A 21,799-nucleotide genomic window follows, 5' to 3' on the forward strand; every position below is an offset into this window, starting at 1 on the left:
TTCGAACGAAGAGCTTTTATATAATTGAATGCCTAACAGGTAGATTAGATATGTTCGTTGTCTTACTTTCTAAATTTTCAATATTTTTTTTCATCATAATTCCCTCCTTTTCTTTATTTATATTCTCGTTATTAAATATTTCAATATTGTTGTAGCTCATTACAAGCTGTTTGGTATATTCGTACGAATGTAAAGTATACATTCCAGTTAAAATTAAGTAAAACACTATGACAAAGAACAATTTTATTCTGTTCCAAACCTGCGACCAGTAGTCTGCGAATTTGTTAAACAATAATATACTAAAAAAATCTGAATTAAACAAGTATTTGTTTAATTATTTTCAAAGTAAATGTTCTTCGGAATAATTCAGTTTGTTTCGAAGTGCGATTTTTAAATTACAGCCAACAAGAATATATAAATAACATTATACTCTCTACTCCCAAATACAAACCACACAACAGATATACCCTACACTACAGTAAAGAAATTTCGTATAAACAAACTAATTAAACCACAAACCATAGTGAAAAACTTATGTTTCATACTTTGGTTTAGATAAATATATACTACGATCAACTGAAATATTGAAGTTATTATTTTTCACAAGCTGTCTTTCTTGCCAATGAGAATTGCTTTTTCTAGCCACTTGTTTTTCTTCTCTGAATCTGTAAAAACCACAGAACCAAAATAGTACTTACGTTTAAATTTAATTCCTGTAAATCTAAAAATATCCTTCATCATTCTTCCTCCTGGATCTTTGTCTATCCATTTCATAAGTAAGGGAGGTGCGTCCATTGTTGAAATAATTGAAGCGGTTCTTCCTGTAAGAAGCTTTTCTACATTTGGAATTTTTCCGAAATAGGGTTTATGGTATTTGAAGGCGAAGTGAGAAATAATAATGACCTCCAAAAACAACTTCAATAATGCTGGTGGTGAAGCCCAATATGTTGGATATGCAAATACCAAGTGATGACTCCATAGTATTAATTCTTTAGAATTTCTTAAATCTTCAGAATCGGGTATAGAATCGTGGTTAGTATCCCATGTGTATTTTAGCCAGGGTTCTAAATCTAAATCATGTAAGTTTATGATTCTTAGGTCTACTTCATTTTTATTAGCACCTTCCATGTATTTCTCAACGAGTTCATTACAAAAACTTTCTTCTCTAGGGTGTGCTTTAATTATTAATATGTTTTTCATGTTGTTTGTGACTGATACTAAGAGTCGTTATGTGATTCAATTTTTATACTGGTGTCTCGTCACTAAAGTTACTAAATAGAAAATTAGTAAGATTTCACCTAGCAACCCTATTGTAATAAAACAAGAAAGCAGAAAAGCACTAAACTTTAAGTTTAATGCTTTTCTGCTTTCTTTCACTAAGGCTTATTAAAATACTAATTAATCCATAAAGCCAACAAATATTGATTTATATAATTATCTAAAGCATCGGAATAAAACATAACAGAGATACTATGTCCTTGGTTATTATCATGAAAATACACATATTGATATAAACCTTGAGTTGATGACGTAGGCGCTCTTATTTCTGTTTTAATACTTACAAGTGGTGAAGGCAAGGTACCTGTATATGTAAAAGACGGCATACCTAACTTATCAACTATTTCATCCATTTTTCCTCTTTCTGAACCACTAAAATCAAGAGTATCATTGATTAAATATGGATAAGGTTGAATGATAACGTCTCCATTGTATGATTGTAAAATCCTACTGTATGTATTGATCTCTGCTGAAGTAACGATATTTGTTTGCGTATTTACGATGAATAAAACACCAAAATAATAGCCCCAGGTCTCCTCATTTCTAGTAGTATGGAATAATTTTCCATGCGGCTCTCCTAAGACTTCTAAAAGCCTTTCGGTGGTATCAACGTCAATCTTAATACCTTCAACGATATTAGAGTTAACAACACCATGTTCAACAAACTCTAAATCTACAGATTTTGTTTCGCTAGTTCCTCCATTGGACAGCTCTACACTCACACTACCTTCTAAGCCTTTACTAGCGCTTATTTCATAAGTTGTTTTATCAACTTTATGAGACGATATACTAGGGTCTGAAAAAACAAACTCAACACTACTAAAGTGGCTAGCATCAATGGTTAATGTAATAGGTTCATCTGTAAACGATAAGTATTCAGAAACCGTTAAGCTATTAAATTCGACCGGAGTCATTGACTCTTCATCACTCGACGCATCGTCATCACTAGAACAGGCAAGGACAAAAAATGCCAGCATTAGGCCCGTAAGAATTAAGTTCGTTTTTTTCATTTGGTTATATGTTAGTTGAGTAAATAAAACAAGTATGCCACGCACCTATTTTATTGGAATGGCGAAATATAATATGTCTATCAATAAATCAGAAATTTTATGGTGAGAAAATTCAATAATTATCAAGTTGAAAATAAAATAGAAATAATCAAATAAATAATATTGGGATTAGGCTAAACCAGTACGTTTTAATTATTATGAAGCTGCACCAAATTAGCAAATACGCCCGCGTTAAGGATTGAGGCATTGTTGGAGCTCCTCGCAGAGAGCGACTGCCAAAAGCCTGACCCGATAGGGTAACGCCCAAATAAGTTGTAGGAATTTAGAATTTTCGTCGCACAGAGCCGGTGAAATCTTCTAGATCTTCTTTCACCTTATCAAGTTCACTCTTTACATCTTTAGTGATGCTGGTATCGATACCGCTATTTTCGGCGGTTTTGGTGATTTCGTGTTTGATGTCGTTTGAAGCGTCTTTAAGCGTACGCATACCTTTACCTAAACCTCTGGCAATTTCTGGTAACTTATCGGCACCAAAAACCATAATAGCAATAAATAGTATGAAGGCTATTTCTGCGCCGCTAATAAATAAGAATGTTGCTTGCTGTATCACGCTACAAATATACTAAGTTGTTTTGTTAGAATAAAAAAAAGCCGATTTTAAAAATCGACTTTCTTTATTACTTTTTATGTTAATTCTTATTAATTTCCTGATTTACTTTTAAAGGTATCAAAATCACTTGGTTGCTTAACTGCTGGCCAGGTGTTATTGCTGGTATCAATATCGGCAGTTTCTTCGTTTGGATCTATTTTAATAGACACGATTTCCTTTTCTGAAGCAATGGCTTTTGATACTTCCTTATCATTTAATCTCCAAATTTGCGCTGGGTATGTTTCGCTTTTAGTAGTTCCATCAGCATAGGTATATTCAACAATAACCGGCATCACTAAACCTCCTGGTTTATTAAAAGTTACACTATAGAAATACTTTGGATTTTTAAGTTTTGCACGCTCTTCTGGTGTAAAATTATCCATAAGGTATTCCTTTAATGTCGTGCTATGATCTAGCAGTTCTCCTTGGGATAATTCATCCTTATAGTCGTCACTACCTTCTTCAACCATATAAACTAACGGTCGTATATTTTTAATATCAAAACCTTGCGCTTTGGCCAACTCTTTTATTGTAGCATTTGGCTCTGAAGACACATAGAATTTTTTAACGTCTTTGATACCTATATCCACCCAATCGGTAGTATAGAACCAACCTCTCCAGTACCAATCTAAATCGAAACCTGAAGCATCTTCCATCGTTCTAAAGAAATCTTCTGGAGTTGGGTGCTTAAATTTCCAACGGTGTGCATATTCTTTAAAGGCATAATCGAACAATTCGTGTCCCATTACGGTTTCTCGCAAAATGTTTAAGGCTGTGGCTGGTTTTCCATAGGCATTATTTCCAAATTGGTAAGTATTTAAACCTTTGGTCATGATTGGCGCTATAAAATCTTGATCCCCTCCCATATAAGGTATAATCATTTTTGCTGGTCCGCGATCTGATGGGAAATGCTTGTCTTTTTCCGATAATGCGGCTGGGTATTTTTTACCAAAATCTTGCTCGGCTACATACTGAACAAAGGTATTTAACCCTTCGTCCATCCAAGTCCATTGGCGCTCATCACTATTTACAATCATTGGAAAGAAGTTGTGTCCAACTTCATGAATAATAACCCCCATCATACCATATTTAACACGATCGCTATACGAGCCATCTTTCTCTGGACGGCCGTAATTCCAGCAAATCATAGGGTACTCCATTCCTTGACGTTGTGCATGCACCGAAATGGCTTTGTGATAAGGGTAATCGAAAGTCATTCGAGAATAAGACTCTAAAGTCGTCGCTACGGCTTTTGTAGACCAATCTTCCCAAAGCGGGTTTCCTTCTTTAGAATAAAGCGAAACCGCCATAACATCTTTACTTCCTATTTTCACAGCCATCATGTCTAAAATATATTTTCTAGATGTTGCAAATCCAAAATCACGAACGTTTTCTGCTTTAAGTTTCCAAGTTTTAGTCTTTTTAGAAACAGATTTCTCACGCGCTTCTGCCTCTGCTTGAGTCGCGATAATTACAGGTTCAACAAAAGACTTTTTTGCCTGATCGTAACGCTTCATCATGTCTTTAGTGTATACCTCTTTTCTATTGGTAAGCACGCCGGTTCCATCTAATATGTGATCGGCTGGTACAGTAATATTTACTTCATAATCTCCAAAAGGTAATGCAAACTCATCACGCCCCCAGAATTGCGAATTTTGCCAGCCTTCGACATCACTGTAGACTGCCATTCTTGGGTAGAACTGTGCAATTACATAAGAGCGATTTCCGTTTTCTGGAAAGAACTCGTATCCTGATCGTCCGCCTTCATCAACGTGGTTATTGATATTGTACCACCATTTAATTGCAAAAGAAAATTTACCGCCACTTTTTAAAACTTCTGGCAACTCAATACGCATCATGGTTCTATTAATCATGTGAGGCAAGGCATTCCCGTTAGTTAATGTCACTGCTTCAATATGAAAACCACGATCTAAGCCATTTTGTAAATACTTATGTGTAAAGTCATTTGGTAGAGCAAAAGGATCAAAACCTGATGGCTCTATTAATGGTGATTTTGAATCTTCTGAACGTACATTTTGATCTAATTGCACCCATAAATATTTAAGATCATCTGGAGAATTATTGGTGTACGTAATGGTTTCATCGCCGCTAATTTTAGCTGCCTTATCATCTAACACAATGTTCATTTTATAATCGGCCTGTTGCTGATAATACGCTGAACCTGGAGCTCCTGAAGCCGCTCTATACATATTAGGCGTAGAAAACTCATCGTATAATTGCTTGAATTTGTTAGCATTTGTATGTCCTGTCTTTGCTTGTTCTTTCTCTTGCTCTTGCGCATACATTCCAGAAGTTACAAACACTAATGAAAGGCAGAAATAAACGATTTTTCTCATATGTATTCTATTTTAAAACTAAATAATTTGTTTGGTTTAGGTTCGTTTTATTGATTTTATCATTAAAAGTTAACGAAAGTACTCAAATTCAAAAGCAAATCCTTATTATTTCTCGAATTTTAACATGTAATAATCCTTTTGAGGATATAAAATGAAGCTTTTTTGCTTAGAATTGATCTTTGTTTTAATGATGTTTTGTTGATCTTCAAAAACATCAAAGAGTATCCTATTCGTTATGCCGAAGGTTTGTATAGACTGAACACCTTCAATTTCTAAGTAACACTTCATAACATCGGCTTCATAAGCTTTTCCTATAAATTTAAGTTGCATATCTGCCCCATTAATATGAATTTTTAATTTATCACTTAAATAACGCCCTATATAAGCGTCGGCTTCTGGGGATTCGTTTTCACCAGCTAAAGTGATGCCATCATCATAACGCTCACGTAGTAAACGCTCAAAATCATCAATAAAAATTCTAGAAATGATTTGGACAGATGCTTTCTCTTCGATGTACTCTATTTGAGTGACACTTATATAGTATTTATGTAGGCTAGAAAATGCGCAAAGCGGAAGGATAAGCAACAACAGCAATAACTTATTCAATTTCATTCGGAGAATTTTTTGGCTAAATTAAAGATTTTAAGGGCATAAAGATAATTCTAAACAAATTGAAACGGATTATCCTCTAATTTTCGAAGCTTTCAATATATTGATTATACTTCTTTTCTAAAAACTGAAATATTTCAAAATCTGTTTTATCCTGACAAGCTTCTTCGAAATTATCGTCTTCCTCGCAGAAATAGAAAAAATCGTTTCTTTTATCTTCTGGTAGGTTGTATAACTCAAAAAACGTTTCGGAATATCTTAGTTTAACTTTTCGCAATAACTCTGACTTTCTTTCCATTTCAACATGTGCTTTTAAAGCTTTGGTGTGCCCTGAAATTGCATTTATTAGAGTCACAGGATTTAAACCGCCTCGTGAGGCATCCAATAAGCGTTCACTTCTTGTAGCAAGTTTTCCGGTATAACCAGGAATACCAACATCATAAAAATTAATGGGTGCTTCTCCTGTTGTATTCTTAACATCAGACATTAGATCACCGGTTAGCACCTTTCCTATAGTCACTTCATCGAGCTCATTAATTTGTGATTCTAGGTGAATTACTATAATTTTATTTTTTAAGATCACTTCTGAAACGACCAGTTCCTGAGGCTTATGCTGTATGGATGAAAACATCAAAGTATCATTCAACTTAACAGTCATCGTAAACTCGCCCCGTACATTGGTAGTCGTAAAAAGCTGATGGGTTTTATTAATAACATGAATATTCTCGATATTGCCATCACTTTTAATCCTTCCGAATAAATCAACAGATTGAGAAGAAGCTAAAAATACCCAAGAAAAAAATAATACACATAGAATAATACGCTTCATTGTTGGTTTGGTTATAATACCATTTTAATTGGTATAACAACAAAAAACGTCTTTAAACTCTTAAAGAATTATTAAACAGCTGGTAAGATTAAGTTAAAAACGATGAAGCACTATTTTTTCGAGTTTAAAAACGCAATACTTTTTTGATTTAGAAACTCCAAAAACTCCATTTCATTACCGTAGTTAAGTAAATCGTAATCAAAAGCATCACGCTCCACAAACTGAATAAATTCATCAACACGGTGTTCTGGAATATTAAAATTATCAACTAAAAATTGAGCTCCGAAATAATGCTTAATCGATTCGATTGGCACTTCTGGTACGCCTGCCTTCTTTTTATTGGGAACGCTAGAGCGGAAAATAGGTAGAAGTAGTTGGTCCACCACATTTACGATGTTTAACCCATTAATCATATGCTGCTGCTGATAATTTTGCCCTAAATTTTCAACCTTAGTTTTACTATCAGGCTTAAATTCATGCTCCATATTATGCTTAACACCAAAATATAGCGCATCCATTTGAGGCTTAAAGGGTGTAGCTTCTTTCAAATCTACCTCTAAATTCCCTGTTAGTCCACCTTTAGCGACAATAACCTCCTCTAGTTTATTTATTTCTTCAATTAAAAAAAGCTTCATCCGCTTTGACTTTAGAATGGCTTCATTCACCTCAAAACTGATATTCTGATATTGCAATGCACTAACATTCACCACATCATTTAAGGTTACCTGTAAATTGAACTCACCATTATCGTCGGTAATAGTTCCTACTTTAGCCGTTTTATTATATACCGTAATGCCCGAGAGTTCGCCACCTTCTACTATAATTTTCCCTGACACCTCAATGCGATTAATATTTTGAGAAACAAGTTGTAACGACGATAGTACGGTAATAAATAGTAATACTTTTTTCATAAATATATTTTATTTCAATTTACCATTTTTAATGAAATTATTAAAGTAAAATTCTTTATAATTTTATTAAACACTAATTTTAATTAGTTTTATAAACAAATAAAAATCCTCATGAAAAACATTATCATTGCTAGTACTTCAACTGTTCACGGCTTGGGTTATTTAGAATACCTCTTAGATGAGCTTGAAGTCTTTTTTAAAGATATAAAAAGCCTTGTTTTTATACCGTATGCACGACCAGGAGGCATGTCGCATGATGATTATACAAATAACGCTAGAAAAGCCTTTGAGAAAATAGGCATCGAGGTAAAAGGAATTCATGAGTTTGACAACCCTATAGAAGGTATTAATCAAGCTGAAGGTATTTTTGTTGGCGGTGGAAACACCTTTGTTTTAACCTACCAAATTTACAAGAACAATCTTATTACCCCTTTACAAAACGCTGTTAAAAATGGTACGCCTTACTTAGGCACAAGTGCTGGAAGTAATATTTGCGGACTCACAATCAAAACAACCAACGATATGCCTATTGTATATCCTCCAAGCTTTAAGGCCTTAGGTTTTGTTCCTTTTAACATTAACCCACATTATTTAGATCCAGACCCCAAAAGTAAACACATGGGGGAAACCCGTGAAACAAGAATTAATGAGTTTCACCATTACAATACGCCACCTGTTATTGGTTTAAGAGAAGGCAGTTGGTTACATGTAAAAGGGGACTCGATTATTTTGAAAGGCACTTTAGACGCTCGTATTTTTGAATTCGGCAATGCGCCTTATGAATTGGCTCCGGGTAGTGAATTGAATGGTTTGAAGTAAAATTTTGGTTGTTAGTTATTGGTTTTTGGTTGCTTACTCTTACGGGATATTATTACACAGAGATGCGCGGAGATTTCACAGAGCACCACAAAGTTTTTTTAGACACTTACTTTGTAATCGCGTCCATCCTTGTCGACTTTATGACTTTGTGCAAAAAAACAACTGCTACTCCGTGAAACTCTGCGACACCCTCTGTGAATCTCAGTGTAACACTATAAATATTTAGGCATAAAAAAAGCCTCACATTTCTGTGAAGCTTTTTGAGCGAGAGACCGGGTTCGAACCGGCGACATTCAGCTTGGAAGGCTGACGCTCTACCAACTGAGCTACTCTCGCATTAATTCCGGCTGCAAATATAGATAAACCTTTAGATATTTTCCAAGAAAAATTTACAACTTTTTAAAAAAATGATAGCCTAAAATCGTAAACCCCTGATTATAATAAAACTTATGTGAAGCAGAATTATTCACATAGGTATTCAATTCTACAGATTCGTATCCTTTTTTGGCCACATATTCGTAAATCCAACTAAAAAAACGGTCGCCTAAACCGTTTCCACGATAAGCTTCGGCGATAAAAACATGATCGGGTTCTACGCTTCTGCCAGAATAATGTCTTGTACAATACCATAATCCGCAAACACCAATTAAAGTATCACCATCAAAAACACCTGCACATTCATAATTTTGAGTAAACATTTCTGTTATACGCCCTTTTAGCACAGCCTCTGAAATCTTATCTGCATTCAACTTTTTTACTAAGGGTAAAATATCATTAATATATTCTTTTCCTATAATTTTAAAAATGAATGCCATGATGCTTTTTATTTGGAGTAGATGAAGATCTCTAATTTTTATCTAATTTTGAGTTTACAAAAATATTAAATCCAAATATGAATCAAACCAATTTTCATATAAAACAAATCACAGTTAAAGAAAGTTACAAAGTAAGACAACCTGTTTTAAGACCGGGTCGCCCTATCACGTCCTGTGTTTTTGATGGTGATGATTTAACAACTACTATACACCTAGGTATTTACGAGCATCACAACATTATCGGCGTCTGTTCATTCTTTAAAAACGACCATAAGGAATTACCACACCCAAAACAATATCAGCTTAGAGGTATGGCTGTTATGGAAAGTTTTCAAGGCAAAGGTATCGGAAACCAAATACTAAGTTACGGCGAAAGTTTAATGAAAGAAAAAAACATAAAAGTCATTTGGTGTAACGCTAGGGAAACCGCTTTACCTTTTTATAAAAAATCTGGTTATGAAATTTTTGGAAACGCTTTCGAAATCCCAGGTATTGGTACGCACTATAACATGCTCAAAGCCCTCTAATTTTTCGCATAAAAAAACGCCCTGTTAAACAAAGCGTTTTTTAAAGAGTGACTAGCTCCAAACAATTATAATCTAATAACTATTTTCTAAATTTTTGCGCTATTAAATGATTATCGATAATCAATTTCGCATCGCTCGCTCCATGTAATTCTGCATATGTTGCAGCGGTTTTACCTTTGGCACATTTGGCTTTTAAATTAGCGCCGTTATCTATTAATAATTGTAAAATCTCTACACGATTAAACTTTGCTGCATACATAACTGGTGTCATCCCGTTTGATTTCGCATTAACATCGGCACCTCTTTCAATAAGCTTTCGTACGGTCTCAATATCACCTACGGCAATAGAAACACAAAATGAATTGACTTTAAAATAAGATTCTACGGCATTCGTTTTTAACGTACTAGGCTCTGGAGTTGCATGAACACTTACTATTGAAAAGCATAATGCCATGGTTGAAATAATGATTGTTTTTTTCATGATGAAAGGTTTTTAAGTTTGATTAAATGATTTTTCGTTTTTTGATGTACTAAAGAGACGACAAAAAAACCGATTTGTTACACATAAATTAATTGATAACAAATTTTTAACGTTTGATTCGCAACAACTTAACAAAAGACCACAATTCTAACAATATTCACAAAACACCTTTAAAACCAACACTTTTCATCATAAAAGATAAACTTCATTTTAACAAAAAGCCGTATATTTGATACGTTTTAAAATTTATAAAAAATGAACAAAAAAGTTATCTTAATGATTCTTGACGGATGGGGAAATTCGCCAGATCCAAAAGTTTCAGCAATCGACCACGCAAACATTCCATTTATTGATTCTTTATATACAAAATACCCTTACGCTACTTTACGCACTGATGGTTTACATGTTGGTTTACCTGAAGGACAAATGGGTAATAGTGAAGTTGGACACATGAATTTAGGTGCCGGACGTATTGTATACCAAGATTTAGTGAAAGTAAATTTAGCGGTTGAAAACAAAACCCTTAACCATGAAAAAGTACTTGTTGATGCTTTTGATTATGCGAAAACGAATAACAAAGATGTTCATTTTTTAGGTTTATTAAGTGATGGAGGCGTACACTCTCACATAAATCACCTAATTGGTTTAGTTGATGCTGCCAATGATTATGGGTTAAAAAACACTTATGTTCACGGGTTTACCGATGGCCGAGATGTTGACCCAAAATCTGGAGCTGGATTTGTAAAACAATTGGAAGCTCATATTGAAGGTACAAATACTGAAATCGCAACAATTTCTGGACGTTATTACGCTATGGATAGAGACAAGCGTTGGGAACGTGTTAAAGTTGTTTATGACGGTTTAGTAAAAGGTGAAGGTGAAAAATCTACAGATATCGCTGCCTCAATTGAAGCGGGGTATGCTAATGATATCACCGATGAATTTATCAAACCAATTATCGCTGTAGACGACAATAACGAACCCATCACAAAAATTAAAAATGGTGATGTTATTATCTTTTTCAACTTTAGAACCGATCGTGGTCGTGAGTTAACCGAAGTTTTATCTCAAGTAGATTTTCCTGAGTTTGACATGAAAAAACTTGACTTACACTACGTAACACTTACAAATTACAACGACACTTATAAAAACGTGAATGTTATCTTTAACAAGGATAATTTAACCGAAACTTTAGGTGAAGTCTTAGAAAAACACAATAAAAAGCAAATTAGAATTGCTGAAACTGAAAAATACCCACACGTTACGTTCTTTTTCTCTGGAGGAAGAGAGGCCGAATTTGAAGGTGAAAGCCGTATTTTAAGAAATTCTCCTAAAGTGGCGACTTACGATTTAAAACCTGAAATGAGTGCTTTCGAATTACGCGATGCTTTAGTTCCTGAACTTGAAAAAGGCGATGTTGATTTTGTTTGCTTAAACTTCGCTAATGGTGATATGGTCGGACATACTGGTGTTATGGATGCTGCTATAAAAGCTTGCGAAGCTGTTGATGAATGTGTAAAATCTGTAATTACTACAGCCTTAGCAAACGACTATACCACTTTAGTGATCGCCGACCATGGTAACTGCGAAACGATGATCAATCCTGATGGTTCACCAAATACAGCACATACTACAAATCCGGTACCTGTTATTTTAGTGGATAACGAATTAAAAGAAATTAAAGACGGAATTTTAGGTGATATGGCTCCTACTATACTTAAGCTTATGGGCGTACCTCAACCAGAGGCTATGACTAGACATGCTTTAGTTTAAGATTCTTCTAAAGATATTTTCATAAAAACCCCACTTTTCGTGGGGTTTTTAATTATTAACAATTGCACAAGTAATTAAGCATGGCTAGCTTAAAAATTATTGTATTTTTGCTCTAAACCCTTGCTTAACTTAATTTATGACATTTAGTAACCAGTTAATTATTGCTGTCGATTTTGATGGCACCATAGTTGAAGACGCCTATCCTAAAGTTGGAAAACCAATGATTTTTGCTTTTGAAACGCTTAAAAAGCTTCAAGAAGATGGACACCGTTTGATTTTATGGACGTATAGATGCGGTTCAAAATTAGACGACGCTGTAAAATTTTGTGAAGAAAACGGTATCGTTTTTTATGCCGTAAACAGCAGTTTCCCAGAAGAAGAATTTGATAACTCTGTAAGCCGAAAAATTAACGCCGATTTATTTATTGACGATAGAAACGTTGGTGGCTTTATTGGATGGGGTGAAGTGTATCAAAAACTTACCAACACTCAAGCTCCTATTCCTGAAAAGAAAAAAGGCTTCTTCGGACTATTCAGTTAATTACGAGTCAATTCAAAATAAGATTTATCTACAATTTCTCTGTGATCAGGGTGTGCAATATTCACTAAAGCTTTCACCCTATCTTTAATTGTTTTACCAAACAAGTTTGCAACGCCATATTCGGTAACCACATAATGCACATGTGGTCGTGTTGTAACAACCCCTGCACCATGATTTAAAGCTGGAACAATTCTACTTATACCTTTTGAGGTTGTAGAAGGCAAAGCCATAATCGATTTTCCGCCTTTACTTAAAGAAGCCCCTCTCATAAAATCAAGTTGTCCACCCACTCCAGAATACATTTTCGATCCTAAAGAATCGGCACAAACTTGCCCTGTGACATCAACTTCCAAAGCTGAATTTATAGCCACCATTCTAGGGTTTTGCTTAATAACAGCCACTTCGTTGGTGTAATCACAAGAACGCATTTCAACAAAAGGATTATCATCAATATAATCATACAAACGCTTAGACCCCATAACAAAAGTAGTTAATGCGCGCCCAGGCCCCACGCCTTTATAATTACCGTTTATCACATTATCTAAAATTAAATCAATCACCCCATCAGAAAACATTTCGGTATGAAGCCCTAAATCTTTATGATTTTTTAATCGTGATAATACCGCGTTTGGAATACTCCCCACTCCCATTTGTAGTGTACTTCTATCTTCAATTAAATTGGCGATATAATCCCCTATTTTATTTTCAACAGCATTAGGTGTACCGTAAATATGTGTAGGAATTGGTACGTTACCCTCCACAAACAGGTCGATTTCAGAATAATGAATCAAACCATCTCCATGGGTTCTTGGCATGTGCTCGTTCACTTGCGCTATCACCGTTTTAGCATTATCAATGGCTGCTAAAGTAGCTTCCACAGAAACCCCTAATGAACAGTAGCCGTGTTTATCTGGTACCGAAACATGAATTAAGGCCACATCTAAAGGCACGATATTTCGTTTAAAAAGCAAAGGCAATTCACTTAAAAAAACAGGTGTATAAGAACCATTTCCAGCTGCAATAGTGTGACGCACATTCTTTCCTATAAAAAAAGAATTGACATGAAAACTATCACGAAGCTCAGGATTCGCGTAAGGGGCATCCCCTTCAACATGTAAATGACAAACCTCAACATTTCGAAGTTCCTCATGCCTGTCGGTCATCGCTTGCAATAATAATTGCGGAGCAGCAGCAGCAGCTTGCACATAAACACGATCGTTACTTTTTATAACTTTTACGGCATCTTGTACGCTAACAACTTTATACATATCCTATTTATTTAGACTGCAAAATTACTCAAATCAGGTAGTGTAAAAGCTGTCAAATGTCAGTTAAAACACTAAAAAAGAATCACCAAAATTAAGTACCTTTGCAGTCCTATATTTATAATTATGATTATTGTTAAAACAAAAGAAGAGATTGAGTTAATGCGCGAAAGTGCGTTAATCGTATCGAAAACTTTAGGCGAAATTGCAAAACAAATCAAACCAGGTGTTACAACACTTCAGTTAGATAAAATTGCCGAGGAACACATTAGAGATCACGGTGCAATCCCAGGGTTTTTAGGGTTATATGATTTCCCGAACACCCTTTGTATGAGTCCGAATTCCCAAGTCGTACACGGTATTCCTAATGGCGATCCTTTAAAAGAAGGTGATATTATTTCTATCGATTGTGGTGCTTTAAAAAATGGCTTTTACGGTGATCACGCCTATACTTTTGCTGTTGGCGAAATCGCTCCTGAAACCGAAAAATTACTTCAAGTAACCAAGGAATCTTTATACGTAGGGATTAGAGAATTTAAAGCTAATAATCGTGTTGGCGATGTGGGTTTTGCCATTCAAAAATATTGTGAAGATCATGGTTACGGTGTCGTTCGTGAATTGGTTGGCCACGGTTTGGGAAGTACGATGCATGAAGATCCTGAAATGCCGAATTATGGTAAACGCGGTCGCGGAAAGAAATTTGTTGACGGTATGGTCGTTGCTATTGAACCGATGATTAACCTTGGAACACAACGCATCAAACAACACAGAGACGGCTGGACGATTACTACTTTAGATAATAAACCTTCGGCGCACTTTGAACATGATGTAGCACTTGTTGATGGGAAACCTGAGTTGTTATCTACTTTTGGTTATATATATGAGGCTTTAGGAATTGAAAGTAATGAGGAAGATGAGTTTAGACGTGAAGCTTTAGTGCTATAAATTTCAGTTATTAATTTTCAGACACAGATTTCACAGATTTTCACAGATTACCCACTCTGCTCTTAGAATTGACAAATTAACTATGCAAAATTTTCCATACAAAGACGATACCTACAAAATTATTGGAGCTTGTATGGCTGTTCATAGAGAATTAGGAAAAGGGTTTAACGAAATAGTGTATGGTGATGCTCTTGAGATTGAATTAACAGATAACAATATTAATTTCACAAGAGAAAAACAATTTAATATTCTTTATAAAGGCAATTTATTACCACATAAATATCAAGCAGACTTTATAATTGAAGACAAAATCATTCTAGAAATAAAAGCAATTAGCAGTTTAACTGATTCACATTCCAAGCAAATACTTAATTATATAGCTGTATCAAAGCTAAAATTAGGCCTTCTTATTAATTTCGGAGAAGACAGCTTAAAATACAAACGCATAATACTTTAAAAATCTGTGATAATCTGTGAAATCTGTGTCTAAAAAAGCTTTCAAATTAATCCTTAACATCATTCCAAGGCCAATTTTAATCAGGCTAAGCTACGTTATTCGTCCTGTTTTGGCTTCTTATTTAAAAGGCACGAACTTTACCGACCCCATAGACGGTAAAAGTTTCAAGACCTTCCTGCCTTATGGTTATGGCAACCAGAGAAACAATGTTTTATCACCTTCTACCCTGTCTTTAGAGCGTCACCGATTACTTTGGTTATACCTTAAAAACGATACCAAGTTTTTTACCGAAAACCTAAAAGTTTTACATTTTGCTCCTGAGCAAGCTTTTTATAAGCGCTTCAGATGCATGAAAAATTTAGATTATGTGACTACAGATTTAAATTCTCCATTAGCTGATGTAAAAGCAGATATCTGCAACCTCCCGTTTCCCGATGACGCATTCGATTTGATATTATGCAATCACGTTTTAGAACATATTCCTGATGACACCAAAGCCATGCAAGAGCTTTTTAGAGTGATGAAAAAAGGTGGTATGGGTATTTTTCAAATTCCGCAGGAATTAGATCGCGCCGTGACTTTTGAAGACGATTCGATTACCGATAAAAAAGAACGTGCTAAAATATTCGGGCAATACGATCATGTGCGTGTTTATGGTCGTGATTATTTCGATAAATTAAGAAGTATTGGGTTTACTGTTGAAGAAGTCGATTATACGGCAAAACTTTCCCAAGAAACGATTGAGAAATACTGCTTAGCTAAAGGCGAAATTATCCCGGTGGTTTTTAAATAATGTAATAATTACATAGAAATCAGCGAGCAATCACACATAATTAAATTAATTTTTCAGTAGCATGTCAAATCGAGCGCAGTCGAGATTGGTTGCTTTTTTATATTAAAACTTTCAGGACTGTACTCCTAAACAATAAGACCCTTCAGGTTTTAGAAACCTGAAGGGTCTGAAAAATTTAAATCACGTCGATAGAGTCGTTTTTCAAAACGTTCTCGGCTGAACTCGAACTGACAACAAGGTCAAAATCACCATGCTTTTTATCTAAAAATTCCTCGTGTCTAGAATGACACAAGCATCATCGCTTATTTTTCAACATCTTTAAATACATGTTTTCCACCTTGGTTCTTGCCCAGGGTGTTCTACGAAGAAACTTTAAACTAGACTTCACGGAAGGGTTTTCCGTGAAACATCTAATTTTTATATTATACCCCATGTATTCCCAACCGTAATGCGTTACCAAGTCATTAATGATTTGCTCAAGCTTTACGCCATGTAACGGGTTATTTGGTTGTTTTTCCAAGGGCTAATTTTTTAATTTTTACAGCTTTTTCAAAATGGTCTAACTGATGCGTTTCAATCCACCAGGTTGCAGCTTCCATCAATAATTCCGGATTATCATTTTTATTTTTAAAAAACGCATAGAACGAAATACCAACGTTGTCTCCTTTGGCGGCAATTTTCTTATCGCAAACTTCTAGAATCTTATCTTTTAAAACCTGTTCCAAAACCGCTTATCTTCTGTTGTCGCTGCTACGATTTGGTCGTCTTGACTTATTGCTTCTTCCTCCTGAATTTCTAGAAGAACTTCTACTAGAATTTCCTGAGTTTCCGCCTGAACTTTTAGAATTTGATTTTCGAGGCGCTCTATTCTGACGGCCTTGCCCCTGCTTTATTGGTGCTGTAGAAGCATTTGGGTCTGGCTCAAAACCTTCAACAATTTCTACTGGCAACTTTAATTCGATAAGTTTTTCAATATCTCTTAAAAAGGTCGTTTCATCGGCCGAAACTAAAGAAATTGCTTCCCCCTTAGCTCCTGCTCTACCTGTTCTACCAATACGGTGTACGTAATCTTCAGATACATTAGGCAATTCAAAATTTATCACGTGAGGTAATAACGGAATGTCCAATCCTCTAGCCGCAATATCGGTAGCGACTAAAACACGCACACGACCCGATTTAAAACCAGATAAGGCTTTGGTTCGTGCCCCCTGACTTTTATTACCGTGAATAGCGGCAGCAGTAATTCCTGCTTTCCCCATTTTTTCGCACAACTTATTAGCACCATGTTTTGTACGTGTAAACACTAAAACTTGTTTCCAATTACCATCTGAAATTAACTTAATAATCAAGCCTGTTTTAGATCCTTTGGCAACACGATATACTTTTTGTGAAATAGCTTCCACCGTGGTATTTTCAGGAGTAGCTTCCACTTGAATAGGATGATTTAAAATCCCATGGGCTAACTTCTTGATATCTTTTGAAAAGGTTGCCGAAAACATCAAATTCTGACGCTTCTCTGGCATACTTTTAATTACTTTTTCAATATCTCTTAAAAAGCCCATATCTAACATACGGTCGGCTTCATCGAGTACAAAAATCTCAACTCGTTTAAGCGATAATAAGCCCTGACTTTGTAAATCTAACAAACGTCCTGGAGTAGCCACTAAAACATCAACCCCTTGACGGATGGTTGCAGCTTGTGGTTTCTGGTTTACTCCACCAAAAATAACGGCACTTCGTAAGTTTAAAAACTCGCTATATTCTCTAACATTCGCGTACACTTGCGCTGCTAATTCACGTGTTGGCGTTAAAATTAAAGCACGAATAGGTCTGAATTTTTCTTTCGGATTTTCAGAAAGTATATGTAAAAGTGGTAACGTAAAACCTGCAGTTTTCCCAGTTCCTGTTTGCGCCGATGCTAAAACATCGTTCCCTTCTAAAACTGGAGGTATTGCTTTTTGCTGAATTGGAGATGGTGTTGTGTATCCTTTTTTGCTAATTGCTTTTAACAAGGCATCGGATAAGCCTAAAGATTGAAATGACATATATTTTGTTTATGAAGTACACATACAAAAATTTATAGTCTACTTCTTTAAGGGGGCAAATGTACAGCTAATTTTACCATTTGCGCTTAAATACTTATTGTTGTGTTAAATTTTGTAATTTTAAAGCGAAAGAGATTAGTAGCTAGCTTTGTACTTTAAATTGAGTTTTTAATAACACATCAAATCGCTTTTGATATATAATTTTAGATTTTGTAACGCTAATAATTATTGAAAAAATGTTCTCGACTCCGCTTGAACAGCGGTTCAATTAAGGTTTCATGACCGTCTTCGAGGGGAATCGATAAGTTTAATTATTTGCTTTAAACTGAAGTTTCGACTTCACTTTTCTGCCGATAGATAGGCTCAACAAATCTATAAAGTTAATTTTCAAGTTCAGCACAAATTCCGCGAAAGCGAAAAAAAAATAAATAGAAAATGGGAAAAGGAGATAAAAAAACGAAACGTGGCAAAATCTATAGAGGTACTTTTGGAGTAAGACGCCCTAAAATTAAAAAGAAGCCTTCCATAGAACATAAAATCGGCATTGGTAACAAAGCGCAACCCAAATAGAATGCGCTTTGTTTATGCATGCTATCTAATAAAAACCAAGTCGTTTTCTTTAGACATTGCTTCACTTAGTCCGTAACCTTCGTAATTAAAACCTTTTAAATCGTCAATGGTTTTTGCGTTGGTATCTACCACGTAACGCGCCATGAGTCCGCGGGCAGCTTTAGCATAAAAGGAAATCATTTTATATTCGCCATTTTTAAAATCTTTAAAATTTGCCGTTATAATTGGCACTTTTAGCGCTTTAGTATCAACCGCTTTAAAATATTCGTTACTGGCTAAGTTTAAGAACAACTCATCATCTTCCAATTCCTCATTTAGTGCTTTGGTAATGTCTTTTTTCCAAAACTCATAAAGATTTTTTTTCACGCCTACGGGAAATTTAGTTCCCATTTCCAAACGATAAGGTTGGATTAAATCGGTTGGTTTTAAAACACCATATAGTCCTGACAGAATTCTCACGGTACTTTGCAAGGTTTCTATTTTATCTTCAGGAATTGTGTAAGCATCCAAACCACGGTACACATCGCCATTAAAAGCATACACCGCAGGTCGGGCATTATCTTGGGTAAAAGGCAATTCCCAGGCATGATTGCGTTCGTAATTTAACTGTCCCAAAGCATCAGAAATACTCATAAGTTTGGATAAACTTTTAGCCGATTTCTTTTTTAATAATTTATTTAAACGCTCCGATTGTTTTAAAAACTGAGGCTCTGTATGTTCTGTTATAGGCAATTCGCTTTCAAAATCTAAGGACTTGGCTGGAGATATTACTAATTTCATAAATACTTTTTTGTCTTTTTCGCTTTCGCTGAATTATACCATTTTAACACAAACGAAATCTTTTACTTTCAGGTCAAATTTACAACTCCTAGGCTACTTTTTTTAAGTTCACTTAGAATTATTTATGATGTTTATATAGATAAAATTGATGTTTCATCTCTTTGTTGAAACCCATGTTTTTAATTCTATTTTTCTGATTTTTTATAGAACCATTCAATAATGAAACAGACACAAAAAATAGCCACTGAAACATAAACACCTACGCTATTCGTATCGAACTGCTGATTAACAAGTACTACTATAGCCACTATACAAAGCACAAAACCAATTAAAGGAATGATTTTACCTCCACCTATAGCATCAGACAGCTTATACCCTACAAAATTGACTATGGCAAAAATGAGTAAAAAACCAATACTTCCTGCGGTTGAAATACTTTCCAAATCTAAAACATTTACTAAAATTATAGTTGCAACGGCGCTAATCATCAACCCGATAGGTTGTTTATGAAATTTCCCTAAAAAATAATGTGGAAGTTCATCATCTTCAGCAATTTCATAATTAACGCGACTGCCTCCATATAGTGATGCGTTTATTGCCGAAAATGTAGAAATTAAAGCAGCAATTGTAATAATTGAAAAACCAATCTGTCCTAACATAGGTTTTGCGGCTTCTGCTAAAACATAATCTTCAGCTTCTGCTATATCGCCAAACGGAAGCGACCCCACCGTTACTAAAGCAATTATGACATAAAGTATGATTACAAATAACACGGAATAATAATAAGCACGTGGTATATTTTTCTCTGGGTTATCAATATCGGGAACAGCATTGGCAATAAGCTCAAAACCTTCGTAAGCCACAAAAATCACCATACCACCAGCAAATAATTTTATCGGTGTTTCCCATCGGGACATAGCCAATTGTGAGATATTTGGATTTCCTATTAAACCATAGGCCCCTATAAAAATAAAGCCCAGAAGAATCACCAATTTTATAATCACCGCATACGATTCAATTTTTCCAACAACAGTAATGCTATAATAATTTATAGCCGTTGCTAGTACGATTATTGCCGAGGCATAAATATGAAAGTTAATCGTTCCATTAGAAGTTATTTCGAATAAATTAGGAGCATAGGACCCAAAAGCAGAAGCATAGAGTGACATCATGATAATGTAACTTACCCACAGCAGATTATTTACACCACCGCTAAAAACCGTTTTCCCAAAACCTTGATTGATGAATTTTACGGTTCCACCACGATCAGGGTAGGATTTCGAGAGATTTACGTAGCTATAAGACGTAATCAAAGCCAAAATTCCCGCCAATAAAAAAGCAATAGGTGTTCCTCCTTTTGCCAAAGAAACAGCAAGCCCCAACACAGCAAAAATTCCGCCACCAACCATACCTCCTATCCCTATTGAAATGGCTTCTTTAAGTCCTATTTTTTTATTCTCAATAGTTGATTTATTCAAATTCTTCCAATGATTTAAGTATTAAAGCCATAATTCAAATTTACAATTCCTACATAATAAAAAAACCTTCTCTAAAAACTATTTACACAAGTGCTCTAAATAAGACACTAAAACAAATAACATATTTACTTTACATCAATCTTGTACTTAGTTAAAAGTCCTACAACACCATCTAAAGAAAATTTAGCACCTTTCATTTTATTGTTCTCTGGGTTCAGATTATAATTTATAGCTGTTCTGAAGTCTGCACCTTCTAAATTACTTTGACTAAAAGCAGTGTGTTTAAGGTCACAATTATTAAAAACAACACCACCTAAGTTTGCTTCAGTAAAGTCTACATGACTAAGATTAGTATCTAAAAAACGTGTCGATTTTAAATCCATTTGATAAAACGAACTGTGCTCTAGATTACAATTATTAAACTGGACTGAAAACCCAAAGGTATCGCAAGACTCGAAATGCAATCCCAACATTTTACAGCCTTGAAAGGTCACGTCTTGAAAGGTGCTATGAGAAATATTTGTTGAACTGAAATTACAATCTATAAATTCACATTCTAAAAACCGAATACCGTTTAAAAAAGCATTTGAAAAATTACAATTAGAGAAAGTACAGTATTCGTAATCGCCATGCGGCAATCTGTTTTCTGTAAAATCTTGTTTGTTGAATTTTTGATCTTCTACCATGGGATAAATTTACTTAAAACTTGAAAGGTATTAATTAGACATCTTAAGGTTGATTTTTAGCTTTAATTATGCATAATAACAAGTTCTCGACTCCGCTCGAACACCGTCACGAGTCATCAATTTAACCGGTGTTCGAGCGGAGTCGAGAACCAATACTCTTTATAATAAAATATGAACTTTA

General features: G+C 34.9%; 24 protein-coding genes and 1 tRNA gene. 8 read left to right on the plus strand and 17 right to left on the minus strand.

Annotated elements, in window-relative coordinates:
* Window positions 1–600 precede the first annotated feature (600 nt).
* The 7 genes from KO493_RS06315 to KO493_RS06345 form a co-directional block, all read right to left on the minus strand.
* Entirely contained in the window at window positions 601–1,200 is a 600-nt protein-coding gene (locus KO493_RS06315) for an NAD(P)H-dependent oxidoreductase (protein ID WP_216067095.1), read from the minus strand.
* Between the two features lie 194 nt (window positions 1,201–1,394).
* Window positions 1,395–2,288 (minus strand): hypothetical protein, encoded by an 894-nt coding sequence (locus KO493_RS06320; RefSeq protein WP_216067096.1) that lies wholly within the window; start codon window positions 2,286–2,288, stop codon window positions 1,395–1,397.
* A gap of 322 nt (window positions 2,289–2,610) precedes the next feature.
* Window positions 2,611–2,898, minus strand: a complete 288-nt coding sequence (locus tag KO493_RS06325; protein ID WP_216067097.1) for a Sec-independent protein translocase subunit TatA/TatB — start codon at window positions 2,896–2,898, stop codon at window positions 2,611–2,613.
* 89 nt (window positions 2,899–2,987) lie between these two features.
* Window positions 2,988–5,294: a M1 family metallopeptidase gene (locus tag KO493_RS06330; RefSeq protein ID WP_216067098.1), complete on the minus strand. Its 2,307-nt coding sequence runs from the start codon at window positions 5,292–5,294 to the stop codon at window positions 2,988–2,990.
* Between the two features lie 105 nt (window positions 5,295–5,399).
* On the minus strand, window positions 5,400–5,906 hold the full coding sequence (locus KO493_RS06335; RefSeq protein WP_216067099.1) for a DUF6702 family protein: 507 nt from the start codon (window positions 5,904–5,906) through the stop codon (window positions 5,400–5,402).
* A 76-nt stretch (window positions 5,907–5,982) separates the two neighbouring features.
* Window positions 5,983–6,732: a hypothetical protein gene (locus KO493_RS06340; RefSeq protein WP_216067100.1), complete on the minus strand. Its 750-nt coding sequence runs from the start codon at window positions 6,730–6,732 to the stop codon at window positions 5,983–5,985.
* A 110-nt stretch (window positions 6,733–6,842) separates the two neighbouring features.
* On the minus strand, window positions 6,843–7,643 hold the full coding sequence (locus KO493_RS06345) for a carboxypeptidase-like regulatory domain-containing protein (protein WP_216067101.1): 801 nt from the start codon (window positions 7,641–7,643) through the stop codon (window positions 6,843–6,845).
* A 111-nt stretch (window positions 7,644–7,754) separates the two neighbouring features.
* On the opposite strand from KO493_RS06345, the gene pepE reads away from it, so the two are divergent.
* Window positions 7,755–8,462, plus strand: a complete 708-nt coding sequence (gene pepE / locus KO493_RS06350; RefSeq protein ID WP_216067102.1) for a dipeptidase PepE — start codon at window positions 7,755–7,757, stop codon at window positions 8,460–8,462.
* A 263-nt stretch (window positions 8,463–8,725) separates the two neighbouring features.
* Here pepE and KO493_RS06355 read toward each other — a convergent pair.
* Together KO493_RS06355 and KO493_RS06360 are read right to left on the minus strand one after the other, a co-directional pair.
* Window positions 8,726–8,798: transfer RNA gene (locus tag KO493_RS06355), tRNA-Gly, on the minus strand.
* Window positions 8,799–8,851: 53 nt separating this feature from the next.
* The gene (locus KO493_RS06360) at window positions 8,852–9,277 is read right to left on the minus strand and encodes a GNAT family N-acetyltransferase (protein WP_216067103.1); all 426 of its coding nucleotides are present in this window, start codon (window positions 9,275–9,277) and stop codon (window positions 8,852–8,854) included.
* A gap of 77 nt (window positions 9,278–9,354) precedes the next feature.
* On the opposite strand from KO493_RS06360, the gene KO493_RS06365 reads away from it, so the two are divergent.
* Window positions 9,355–9,804: a GNAT family N-acetyltransferase gene (locus KO493_RS06365; protein ID WP_216067104.1), complete on the plus strand. Its 450-nt coding sequence runs from the start codon at window positions 9,355–9,357 to the stop codon at window positions 9,802–9,804.
* Window positions 9,805–9,883: 79 nt separating this feature from the next.
* On the opposite strand, the gene KO493_RS06370 is transcribed toward KO493_RS06365, so the two are convergent.
* Window positions 9,884–10,285: an ankyrin repeat domain-containing protein gene (locus KO493_RS06370; protein ID WP_216067105.1), complete on the minus strand. Its 402-nt coding sequence runs from the start codon at window positions 10,283–10,285 to the stop codon at window positions 9,884–9,886.
* Window positions 10,286–10,540: 255 nt separating this feature from the next.
* On the opposite strand from KO493_RS06370, the gene gpmI reads away from it, so the two are divergent.
* Window positions 10,541–12,058, plus strand: a complete 1,518-nt coding sequence (gpmI, locus tag KO493_RS06375; protein ID WP_216067106.1) for a 2,3-bisphosphoglycerate-independent phosphoglycerate mutase — start codon at window positions 10,541–10,543, stop codon at window positions 12,056–12,058.
* 136 nt (window positions 12,059–12,194) lie between these two features.
* A complete protein-coding gene (locus KO493_RS06380; protein ID WP_216067107.1) occupies window positions 12,195–12,599 on the plus strand; it encodes a BT0820 family HAD-type phosphatase in 405 nt (134 codons plus the stop codon).
* Here KO493_RS06380 and KO493_RS06385 read toward each other — a convergent pair.
* Window positions 12,596–13,867, minus strand: a complete 1,272-nt coding sequence (locus KO493_RS06385) for an acetyl-CoA hydrolase/transferase family protein (protein WP_216067108.1) — start codon at window positions 13,865–13,867, stop codon at window positions 12,596–12,598. The two genes, KO493_RS06380 and KO493_RS06385, sit on opposite strands and share 4 nt — an antisense overlap.
* A 123-nt stretch (window positions 13,868–13,990) precedes the next feature.
* On the opposite strand from KO493_RS06385, the gene map reads away from it, so the two are divergent.
* The 3 genes from map to KO493_RS06400 all read left to right on the plus strand — a co-directional run bounded on the left by map (window position 13,991) and on the right by KO493_RS06400 (window position 16,059).
* A complete protein-coding gene (gene map / locus KO493_RS06390) occupies window positions 13,991–14,809 on the plus strand; it encodes a type I methionyl aminopeptidase (protein WP_216067109.1) in 819 nt (272 codons plus the stop codon).
* 82 nt (window positions 14,810–14,891) lie between these two features.
* Window positions 14,892–15,266 (plus strand): GxxExxY protein, encoded by a 375-nt coding sequence (locus KO493_RS06395; protein WP_216067110.1) that lies wholly within the window; start codon window positions 14,892–14,894, stop codon window positions 15,264–15,266.
* A 25-nt stretch (window positions 15,267–15,291) separates the two neighbouring features.
* Window positions 15,292–16,059 carry a class I SAM-dependent methyltransferase gene (locus KO493_RS06400; RefSeq protein ID WP_354667423.1) on the plus strand — a complete coding sequence of 256 codons (768 nt, stop codon included), beginning with the start codon at window positions 15,292–15,294 and terminating at the stop codon, window positions 16,057–16,059.
* A gap of 295 nt (window positions 16,060–16,354) precedes the next feature.
* Here the strand turns inward: KO493_RS06400 and KO493_RS06405 are convergent, their stop codons facing one another.
* Genes KO493_RS06405 through KO493_RS06415 form a run of 3 tightly spaced genes read right to left on the minus strand, consistent with a single transcriptional unit; the run spans window position 16,355 to window position 18,104 of the window.
* Window positions 16,355–16,579 carry a VF530 family DNA-binding protein gene (locus tag KO493_RS06405; RefSeq protein WP_216067112.1) on the minus strand — a complete coding sequence of 75 codons (225 nt, stop codon included), beginning with the start codon at window positions 16,577–16,579 and terminating at the stop codon, window positions 16,355–16,357.
* Window positions 16,560–16,784, minus strand: a complete 225-nt coding sequence (locus tag KO493_RS06410) for a DUF6500 family protein (RefSeq protein ID WP_216067113.1) — start codon at window positions 16,782–16,784, stop codon at window positions 16,560–16,562. Before KO493_RS06410 ends, KO493_RS06405 begins: the two co-directional genes overlap by 20 nt.
* A gap of 6 nt (window positions 16,785–16,790) precedes the next feature.
* Entirely contained in the window at window positions 16,791–18,104 is a 1,314-nt protein-coding gene (locus KO493_RS06415; RefSeq protein ID WP_216067114.1) for a DEAD/DEAH box helicase, read from the minus strand.
* Between the two features lie 435 nt (window positions 18,105–18,539).
* On the opposite strand from KO493_RS06415, the gene KO493_RS06420 reads away from it, so the two are divergent.
* Window positions 18,540–18,674, plus strand: coding sequence for a 30S ribosomal protein THX (locus KO493_RS06420; protein ID WP_216067115.1), 135 nt, complete (start codon window positions 18,540–18,542; stop codon window positions 18,672–18,674).
* 21 nt (window positions 18,675–18,695) lie between these two features.
* Here the strand turns inward: KO493_RS06420 and yaaA are convergent, their stop codons facing one another.
* The 3 genes from yaaA to KO493_RS06435 form a co-directional block, all read right to left on the minus strand.
* On the minus strand, window positions 18,696–19,454 hold the full coding sequence (gene yaaA / locus KO493_RS06425; protein WP_216067116.1) for a peroxide stress protein YaaA: 759 nt from the start codon (window positions 19,452–19,454) through the stop codon (window positions 18,696–18,698).
* A 185-nt stretch (window positions 19,455–19,639) separates the two neighbouring features.
* Window positions 19,640–20,863 carry an APC family permease gene (locus KO493_RS06430; RefSeq protein ID WP_216067137.1) on the minus strand — a complete coding sequence of 408 codons (1,224 nt, stop codon included), beginning with the start codon at window positions 20,861–20,863 and terminating at the stop codon, window positions 19,640–19,642.
* A 194-nt stretch (window positions 20,864–21,057) separates the two neighbouring features.
* Window positions 21,058–21,618 (minus strand): pentapeptide repeat-containing protein, encoded by a 561-nt coding sequence (locus tag KO493_RS06435; RefSeq protein ID WP_216067117.1) that lies wholly within the window; start codon window positions 21,616–21,618, stop codon window positions 21,058–21,060.
* Between the last annotated feature and the right edge of the window lie 181 nt (window positions 21,619–21,799).

Origin of the sequence: Pseudotamlana agarivorans, from assembly GCF_018860245.1 — a bacterium.
GTDB lineage: Bacteria > Bacteroidota > Bacteroidia > Flavobacteriales > Flavobacteriaceae > Pseudotamlana > Pseudotamlana agarivorans_A.